Source organism: Novipirellula artificiosorum (genome assembly GCF_007860135.1).
Lineage (GTDB): Bacteria > Planctomycetota > Planctomycetia > Pirellulales > Pirellulaceae > Novipirellula_A > Novipirellula_A artificiosorum.
Window position 1 is genome coordinate 1 of sequence record NZ_SJPV01000043.1, and the last position, 8,259, is coordinate 8,259.

Genomic DNA, 8,259 nt, shown 5'->3' on the forward strand with positions numbered 1-8,259 from the left:
TGGTTTTGCCGTCTGCCATCAGAACCGTGGTTGGATGGCCTTGGTAGAGGTTTTCGGTTCCCTGAGCGATCACGACTTGGCGATCGGTCTCACTCGAAATATCGAGCAAAGGAAGGTCGGGACCGTCCGCAGCAACCGATGGCCTCGGTACAGCGGACATTGCACAAAGAAGGAAAGTCGAAGCGAAAAACTTTGTCGATGGTGTTAGGCAGGTCATAGATAGGTCACTTTAGGCAGGGGAGAAGCGTTTAGGCGGCACGATCGTCAGCAGACGGATCATTGTAATCCAATTGGTCGTCTGTTTGGCAATCGTCTTGTTGTATCGACGTGCAACTTGGTTGCATTCGCAGCGGGGTTTTCAAGTTCGGCTCTACGTGCAGGTTCAGGACTTCGGAGTGTTCCGCAACCAAGCTCGCCTTATTGAAGAAACTCGCGGACAACTGGCAGCTACCAAAGCAACTCTTTTCGCTTCGTTTATCCTGTTCGCGGGGCTAACTTCAACATCCCATGCCAAGGAACGTTCCGAACTGAAGCAATGGGTCGACTGGATTTGTTTCCGAATCTAAACGATGACAACCACGAACGAACCAGTCTTCGCACGATCAAGCACAACTGTCTCGCGTGAGCTGTGGAGAATTCGCAGCGATGGTATCAACCGGGGGGTGGCCAGTCGAGTTAGCCCGAGATCTTCGCATAGGATATAAAGCAATGCCATCGGGTGGACGGATTTGGCATGGCGTAACCGGTTGACCTCTTTTACAATTTAGAAACCGCCCTCAAGGATGGCCTGGTCAGGCGGTGTTTGTCGCTAGATTTGTGCTGGCAAAAGAAATCTCGGGCAGTGGTTTTATTGATTGTCTAGCAGCAAGAAAGACCTCACCTTTTAAGTGTCACTTACATTGGAGTATCGACACAGATGTATCCAGAGCGTTATCGTCACAACCCACTCTATCCTACTGATTCAGATTTCAAAATTATTAAACGCGACCAGATAACAGGGCTTGGCGTCATCACCAAGCGGTCTTTTGAAACGGGTGACGTCGTCGCTGCTTTGGCTGGCGAAGTCACCACGGAGCTCACTCAGCATAGCCTGGAAATCGAGCCTGGACTTCACTTGTTGGATATGCACTTCGCTGGTTTCTTTTTACATTCGTGTCATCCCAATGTTTGCTTGGATATGCCGAATCGATTGGTTTATGCACTCAGGCCGATCGCTCCCAACGACTATCTCTTGATGGATTACGGACAGACGGAGTCGGTGCTGTTTAAGCAATTAGAGTGTCAATGTGGTTCGGACAATTGTCGTGGTTGGATTACGGGACACGCCGAGGGTCCCAATGTCGAATTAGTTGAATATCAAGCGTTTTTGCAAAAGCAGAACGTCCTGGCATGAGTGCTTCCTTCCAGAGCGTCTCGGCGCAGTCGAATCCGCCGGATTTGAATTCGGAGTGGTGGAGCCGATGCGATTTGCAGTGGTGTCAAGACCGACTGCAGTTCGCAGGCCGCGACGTCGATAATTTATCACGGCAATTTGGCACAAGAACGTTCTTTTACAGCACGTCACGCATCCGATCGAATGCCCAACGTATCGAATCAGCGTTTTTGGCTGCAGGTTTCGCCAACCGCTATCGCATTCATTTCGCCATGAAGGCAAATCGATTTGCGCCTCTGCTGTGTTTTCTAAAGCAGACGGGATTGGTTGGCATTGACGCTTGTTCTCCGAACGAGGTCGAACATGCAATCGCATGCGGATTCGATGCATCGGAGGTGTCGTTCACCAATACAAGTCTGTCGCGGGAAGACTTGGATCGGCTGAGTCGGATCGAGGGATTGAGGATCAATTGTGATTCGCTCCGCGCCATCGCTGCATGGGGGAAGCGTCGTCCTGGGAGTTGCATTGGATTTCGAATCAATCCTGGCTGTGGGGTTGGTCGAGCTGACAACGAAAAACTGAAATACTCGGGTAGCAACACAACGAAATTCGGTATCTATCGTGAACAGTTCGCCGACGCGTTGCAGTTAGCAAAGGCCTCGAATTTGACGGTCGACACCATTCACTTTCACACAGGCTGCGGATATCTTTCGCCGCAATTGGAACAATGGAGCGAAGTGCTGGTTCAATGCAAGTGGTTTATCGACCAAGTTGAAACGCTTCGCAACGTGAATGTTGGTGGAGGACTAGGCGTCCCACATGTTGCTTCGGATTCGCGATTGAACCTCGATGAATGGGCCAAGATCTTGTCCCAGCAATTTGGTGATCGAAGCGAACTGACCATCGAAGTCGAACCGGGCGACTATCTTGTCAAGGACGCAGGAATCTTACTCTTAACGGTGGGCTCGATTGAGCGGAAACGCGGCACGATCTTTGTTGGCGTGAACGCCGGTTTCAATATCGCACCGGAGCCGACTGTCTACAGACTACCGCTGCACCCGGTACCAGCGGTTCGCCGCAGCGGTCCTGCAACGGCATGCACGATCGCGGGGCATATCAACGAGGCGTTGGACATTTGGTATCACGACATCGAACTGCCGCCGCTCCGGGAAGAGGACACGCTGGTTCTTCTGAACGCGGGTGCCTACTCCTCTTCGATGGCTTCCAACCATTGCATGCGAGGTGATTTCCGCGAGTTCTTGCTGTGTTAGGGCGGTGCTGACGAGCTCACTGCACGCGGACGATCTCCACGGGGTGTTTGCTGGTGAGTTCATACAGGTCGCTACGGCGATCCTGCATGGGGCGAACACTGCCAAGCGTCCGTTGCTGAACCAGACCACCAAGGTCCAGTTCGGCGACAACCACGGTTTCCGTGTTGGGGTCCGCCTCCGCCAGAATACCGTCTTTGGGGAACGCCACGTCGCAAGGCGTGCAAACGGCTGCCTGGCCGTAGTTTACCAAGAAGCTTCGCACCTGCGGCAAGTTTCCGACGCATCCGGCGAGCACAACGTACATCACATTCTCCACGGCCCTCGCTTGGGCGCAGTGTCGCACGCGGAAGTAGCTTTTTCGCTCGTCAGTCGCAAAGGGAACAAACAAGACTTCCACGCCGTTGAGGGCAATCAATCGCACGAGTTCGGGAAATTCAACATCGTAACAAACCACGATGCCAATGCGTCCCATCGGTGTATCAAACACACGAATCGCATCGCCTGGCAAACAGCCGTAGTAATGGCGTTCGACCGGTGTGATGTGCAGCTTGTCTTGCGTATGAATTTCGCCGCTCGGCGTAAACAGGTGGGCCGTGTTTCGCAGCTCGCCGTCGATAATCGCGGGCGTGGAACCCCCAATAATGTACAAGTTAAACTCATTCGCCAACTTGACGAACATTCGCTTGTATTCGTCGTAGAATTCGGCAACCTTCAAGACCGCTTGTCGCGATTCCATGTCGCGAGGAAACGAGCTAAAAAGTTGAACCGTGAACAGTTCCGGTAACAGCAAGAAGTGGCAGTGATACTCATTGGCCGTTTCGGCAAAGAAATGAACCTGCCGCTCCAACTCGTTCCAATCCTTAATCGGCCGCAGTTGGTACTGGGCGGCACAGATGCGGACTTTTCGAAACGTGCGGTGGATCGGTGCTGCGGCGACCGCTCGTTTTGCCGAGTCGAAACTTGGGTTTAACAGCTCGAGGTAGGTGGCGTAGTTCATACTGGCGGCATCGCGAAGGTAGGCGTACTGCACACTTCGGACTTGGTAGCCAGCCTTCAAATGGGCCGACAGAGCCATGTCTTTGAGTTCTCCTCGCACGACAGCCTCGACGTACTCGTCGGCCGTCATCCGCTTGGCGTGAGCCGCGTAACCGGGAATTCGCCCCCCAGCGACCATCCGGCGAAGATTGAGCCGCATCAGAAGCGATTTTCGTTTCACGTAAAGCTTGGCTGCCACTCCTTGCCCACGGAAATCGGGATGAACGGCGATATCAGCCCCATACAATGTGTCGCCGCCCGGGTTGTGAGTGCTAAAGGTGCCGACACCGGTGATCTCGTCATAGGAATACCAAGGCGAGTCCTCATCGAGCTGCACAATCAATGAAGCGGAGTACCCCACGATCTTACCGTCGCACTCGGCTACGAATTGCCCATTGGGAAACTTGGCAAGCTGCATTTTGAACTTTCTCGCATCCGAAAGACTCTCGCTGGGCATGTTGGGATAAGCTGCGTGTTGACATGCCTCAACCGCTGGCAGGTCGCTCGCTTTCATGCGGCGGGTTTTAATCGTTTTTGTCGGCTCTGGCTTATTGGTCATGCGAGTGACTCCATAAAATGTCTGTAACTTTCCGCGGATGATTACGTTTCGCCCGTAGACGGCTTTACCCCGATTCGTAGCGAGCCTAGCAGGGTGCGGCAGCGTTCTGCCCGGCCGAACGATTCCGCCTACCTACACCGCGAGGGATGTCGATTATCTTACTGATGGATTTCAACACTAGCGGAACGGCGCAAGCCGTCCGGTAACGCGGGACCGGACGGTTCGCGCCGGTCCGCTAACAAGGCCGGTAACGAAGTCGACGTTCCAAGTGGTCATCGTACCAGCCAGCGTCGGTTTCAGCAGCGTGTCGATGTCGACAAAATGATGTTGCTCTGTGGTCGACCACGAGTTGAAGTCCATCGCAGGACCTTGGGGCGATCAAAAAACACTTCGGCTTGAAATTATCGATTCTGCGATGAGCATTCAACATCTAACGTTCAAGGTTTCCGTTTCATGTCACGATTGACAGAATTGCCGCTGTTCCAAATCGCCGTAGCCACCCTTGCCTCGCAAGCCCAATTGCCAAGCGACTTGATTGCCCGCAATCTGATACCAGCGCCGCGCCGAGGCACGCCACACTTCGCGGACCTTTTCAGGATTTGAACCATAAAGGAACGCCTCCTCCTTGCCGCGTTCTATCCAGTAGTTTTCAAAACTGAAATGGCTCACGCCGAGCGGTTCGATGTGTCACCTTTTTGATAGTCATTTCCTTCACTCGAGGGAACGTTCTATCTCGTTTTGCTCGACAACAACCAACGGAGAATCATAGACAGGCAGGTTTTCGAACATGGTTCCTTGTCCGATGGGCTTGCATGTATCCAACGGCATTTTGTAGGCACGTCCGGTGAGCAAATCGACTAATATGGGCTCTTCGAACTTGAGATTCGATGCCTGTAGTTTCATGCTTTCAAAATCGGGCTTTTCGCCCGGCTTGTCATTTGCTCGCCAATAGGTGATCAGTCCACCGCCGCTCGGTCCGCGATAAGCGGAGAGTTCGATCTTCCTGTCCGCGTTTTCGGTATTGACGTCGAAATCGAGATCTTGGATGCGAAGCAGCGTGTTATCGAATACAGATGCCAAATTCTGGATAGCATAGTACCCTTGCTTGGCATGGTCGATCGTCTTGTCGTCATTGATCGCCAACAATCCCTTGTAGTTAATTTTATCGGGATACTTCATTTCACAGATCGCGAAGTACGAGGATGGAATATCGCGAGCAAGATCGCCGAGCAATCGTCGAAGGGCCCATTTGGCTTGCCTCGTTTCCGTCCATGTGCCGCCTGAGATTGCCCCAAATCCTCCCGTAACCGATGGTGCGCCGTTCTCACCTTGCCGAATGCCAATGTGCGGTGCGAACGACTGCGCCATCTCGCGAAGCTTAACGGCCGCATCGTTCCGACTATCAGGGTTTTCTGCGTAGGGGTGGTAGATGATGGCGTTAACCAGATCAAGCTTTCCCTCCTCCTTCAGATGCTCCAACACTTCTTTTGCAAAAATAGGGTGGAAGGAACCGCCGGCGGCAAACAGGATCTCGGCATTTGGTTGGAGCTTGCGAATCACTTCCGCGGTCCGAATCACAAAATCTGCATACTGAATCGCTCCTTTACCGAGCCCCGTGCGTGGTTCGTTCCAGAGTTCCCATTCATCCACGTGCTCACCATATCGTCGAACGAAGGCATCAACATAGCGTTCCCAGGCCTGTAACGCCTCTTCCGACGCAACGAGCCCTCCGCCGAGCCCGGTATCGCCCCCACCTGGGTAGATCGGATTTCCATAGCAAAGACAAACCCATGGCTCGACACCCTGGTCGACCATATCGATCACGATCTCGTCAACCCAATCCCACTCGTACGCACCGCGTTTCTTTTCTGTCTTCGCCCAGCCCCCCTTGCGAAACGGACACGATAATTAGCCATTCATGCGAATTTTCTCGTTAGAGACATCAACCGCAAGGATGTTCTCTCGTCAAGCGTCGAGGGTGATTCGGATGCGTCCTTTTCGTCGGCATGAAGCTCATCCACTGCCGACGTGGATTTGACCTATGAATTGGCTTTTTGGGCTTGAAGCTGGACTACGAGCGATCTGCTTCGCAACGAATGGATGTAGGCAAGTTTGGCAATCACAGCCGGCGGAAGCCGTTCGGGCAACAACGACGACAAACCGAGATCAAAGTTGGCAATGAAAACACTTGTCGTTGTTGAAAAAGATGCGATTTCCGCATCGACAAGTCCCGTTTTTCATGATGTCGTCGCTTCGATGCCGTCGAGTTCAGGCATGTTGGTTGTCCGTCGCGTGTTCTCGTAGCTTCGCAATTAGTCCACCCACCATCGCGTACAATCGGTTCGCGTCGGCGTCCGACAAGTATTCGGCGTTATGGTCGCGGCGGATTCGTTTGAGTGCCGGAATTAGAACCTCGTCACCGGTCGCGACCAAGTTGTGTTCTTCGTCGAACGCCTCTCGCAACATCTCCCAACTGCGGTGTTCGTCGGCGGCCAACAAACGCTGATAGAAACGTAATGAGGTTTCGATTTCGACTTCTTCGCTAAGCAATGTTGCTAGTATCTTAAACCGCGGAACGTAGCGACCAAGTACAACCAAACAGACCGTTAACGGTGTGGAAAGCAGCAAGCCGACTGGTCCCCACATCCAACCCCAAAACACGGCGGCGATGATCACCGCGACGGCCGAAATGCCTGTGCTTGCACCGTACAGCCACGGTTCCAGGATGTTGTTGCTAAGTAGTTCCATCGTGACAATCAACGCCAAGACCGCCAGTGCGACGCTGTAGCCGGGGAAGACCGAGAGTGCGATCGCGAGCGGGCTGAGCAAGAATGACAACAACAATCCTAGGGACAGCGGTACGAAAACGTCGCGGGCAAAGAACAATGCAGTCACCGTCAGCACGACGGCGAGCATTTGTGCAATAGCGGAGATGGTCGCTATGTCGGATTTAAGTTTTCTCATTCACCGTTTCGATTCAGGGCGGAAGGTTAGGAAGTTGCGATGAGCAATTGAAGCCATTGCCCTACTCTGATTTGTGCTTGTATGCGTCCCGTAGGTTGCGAACCTTGTCGTGGCCCGCTTTGACGGCGGCGTATTGATCGGTCAGGACATCGTTCATCGCACTGCCGGCAGTTTCCTTCAACACGTCTTCGTACGCCGCCTTAATGTGATCTTCACCACGTTCGGCTTCGATCAGAATGACATAGGGGTCACCGCCGTTGATCTTACTTCGAATATTAATCCAGATGCGGTGTGTTTTTGCCGCCACGCTGCCGTCATCCTCGGCTTCTTCGTCGTTGAACTCGACGAACTTTTGCAACTGGCTGGCCATCGCAGATCGTTGGTCACCAATTTCTTTGAATAGCTTCGCCAATTCTACGTCATCGATCTCTTCGGCCGATTCATGAAAACCGTTGTATGAGTCGATGTTGGCTCGGATCAACTTTTGTAGTTTCTCGATCGTGGTTTCGTTCAGATCGGTCTTGGTTTCGAGTCTCATCTTATCTGCCTTTCAAGTTTTTGGAATGGATGCAGCAGCGACGTCGCTGAAGCTAAACTCCACCGCATGCAAAGAGTGTGCCGAAGCAATACTTGCCGGTGGCATTCGCCACCGGACCCAAAGTCAATAGATTACCCTTAGGCCCGATGTTCGTTTGCATTTTGCTCGTTTGCATTTGAGCTTTCAGGGACCGCCACCAAGCTGGCCGATTGGGTTTAAGGGTGGACACTCAAACAACCGGTCCGCGGCGACCCATCACCAATCCAACGATGAACAGCACGAGGAATACGAAGAACAGAAGCTTCGCAATCGTAGCCGCGGTCCCGGCGATCACGCCAAATCCGAGTACACCAGCGATCAACGCGATAATCAAAAAAGTCAAAGCCCAGCCTAAGGGACCGTCCGCAAATAAACTATCGAGGTTTGCATCGCTTGCGTGGTGCGATTTCATAATTCCAATCGCCATGGAATGCGTTACGCTTGAGTTTGATTTCTGACATTTCGAAATCTGTAATCTTGC

General features: G+C 52.8%; 9 protein-coding genes. 2 read left to right on the plus strand and 7 right to left on the minus strand.

Annotated features, from left to right (window positions below):
• Positions 1 to 916 precede the first annotated feature (916 nt).
• Positions 917 to 1,393: an SET domain-containing protein-lysine N-methyltransferase gene (locus tag Poly41_RS33425; RefSeq protein WP_146531715.1), complete on the plus strand. Its 477-nt coding sequence runs from the start codon at positions 917 to 919 to the stop codon at positions 1,391 to 1,393.
• Positions 1,390 to 2,643 carry a diaminopimelate decarboxylase gene (locus Poly41_RS33430; RefSeq protein ID WP_146531716.1) on the plus strand — a complete coding sequence of 418 codons (1,254 nt, stop codon included), beginning with the start codon at positions 1,390 to 1,392 and terminating at the stop codon, positions 2,641 to 2,643. Before Poly41_RS33425 ends, Poly41_RS33430 begins: the two co-directional genes overlap by 4 nt.
• Positions 2,644 to 2,659: 16 nt before the next feature.
• On the opposite strand, the gene Poly41_RS33435 is transcribed toward Poly41_RS33430, so the two are convergent.
• The 7 genes from Poly41_RS33435 to Poly41_RS33465 form a co-directional block, all read right to left on the minus strand.
• Positions 2,660 to 4,237 (minus strand): bifunctional GNAT family N-acetyltransferase/carbon-nitrogen hydrolase family protein, encoded by a 1,578-nt coding sequence (locus tag Poly41_RS33435; RefSeq protein ID WP_146531717.1) that lies wholly within the window; start codon positions 4,235 to 4,237, stop codon positions 2,660 to 2,662.
• 177 nt (positions 4,238 to 4,414) lie between these two features.
• A complete protein-coding gene (locus Poly41_RS33440; protein WP_146531718.1) occupies positions 4,415 to 4,597 on the minus strand; it encodes a hypothetical protein in 183 nt (60 codons plus the stop codon).
• Positions 4,598 to 4,693: 96 nt separating this feature from the next.
• A complete protein-coding gene (locus Poly41_RS33445; protein WP_146531719.1) occupies positions 4,694 to 4,906 on the minus strand; it encodes a hypothetical protein in 213 nt (70 codons plus the stop codon).
• A 42-nt stretch (positions 4,907 to 4,948) separates the two neighbouring features.
• Positions 4,949 to 6,061: a glycoside hydrolase 5 family protein gene (locus Poly41_RS33450; protein ID WP_146531720.1), complete on the minus strand. Its 1,113-nt coding sequence runs from the start codon at positions 6,059 to 6,061 to the stop codon at positions 4,949 to 4,951.
• Positions 6,062 to 6,505: 444 nt separating this feature from the next.
• The gene (locus Poly41_RS33455; protein WP_146531721.1) at positions 6,506 to 7,201 is read right to left on the minus strand and encodes an AI-2E family transporter; all 696 of its coding nucleotides are present in this window, start codon (positions 7,199 to 7,201) and stop codon (positions 6,506 to 6,508) included.
• Between the two features lie 61 nt (positions 7,202 to 7,262).
• Entirely contained in the window at positions 7,263 to 7,739 is a 477-nt protein-coding gene (locus Poly41_RS33460) for a PA2169 family four-helix-bundle protein (protein ID WP_146531722.1), read from the minus strand.
• Between the two features lie 229 nt (positions 7,740 to 7,968).
• Positions 7,969 to 8,190, minus strand: a complete 222-nt coding sequence (locus Poly41_RS33465; RefSeq protein ID WP_146531723.1) for a DUF1328 domain-containing protein — start codon at positions 8,188 to 8,190, stop codon at positions 7,969 to 7,971.
• Between the last annotated feature and the right edge of the window lie 69 nt (positions 8,191 to 8,259).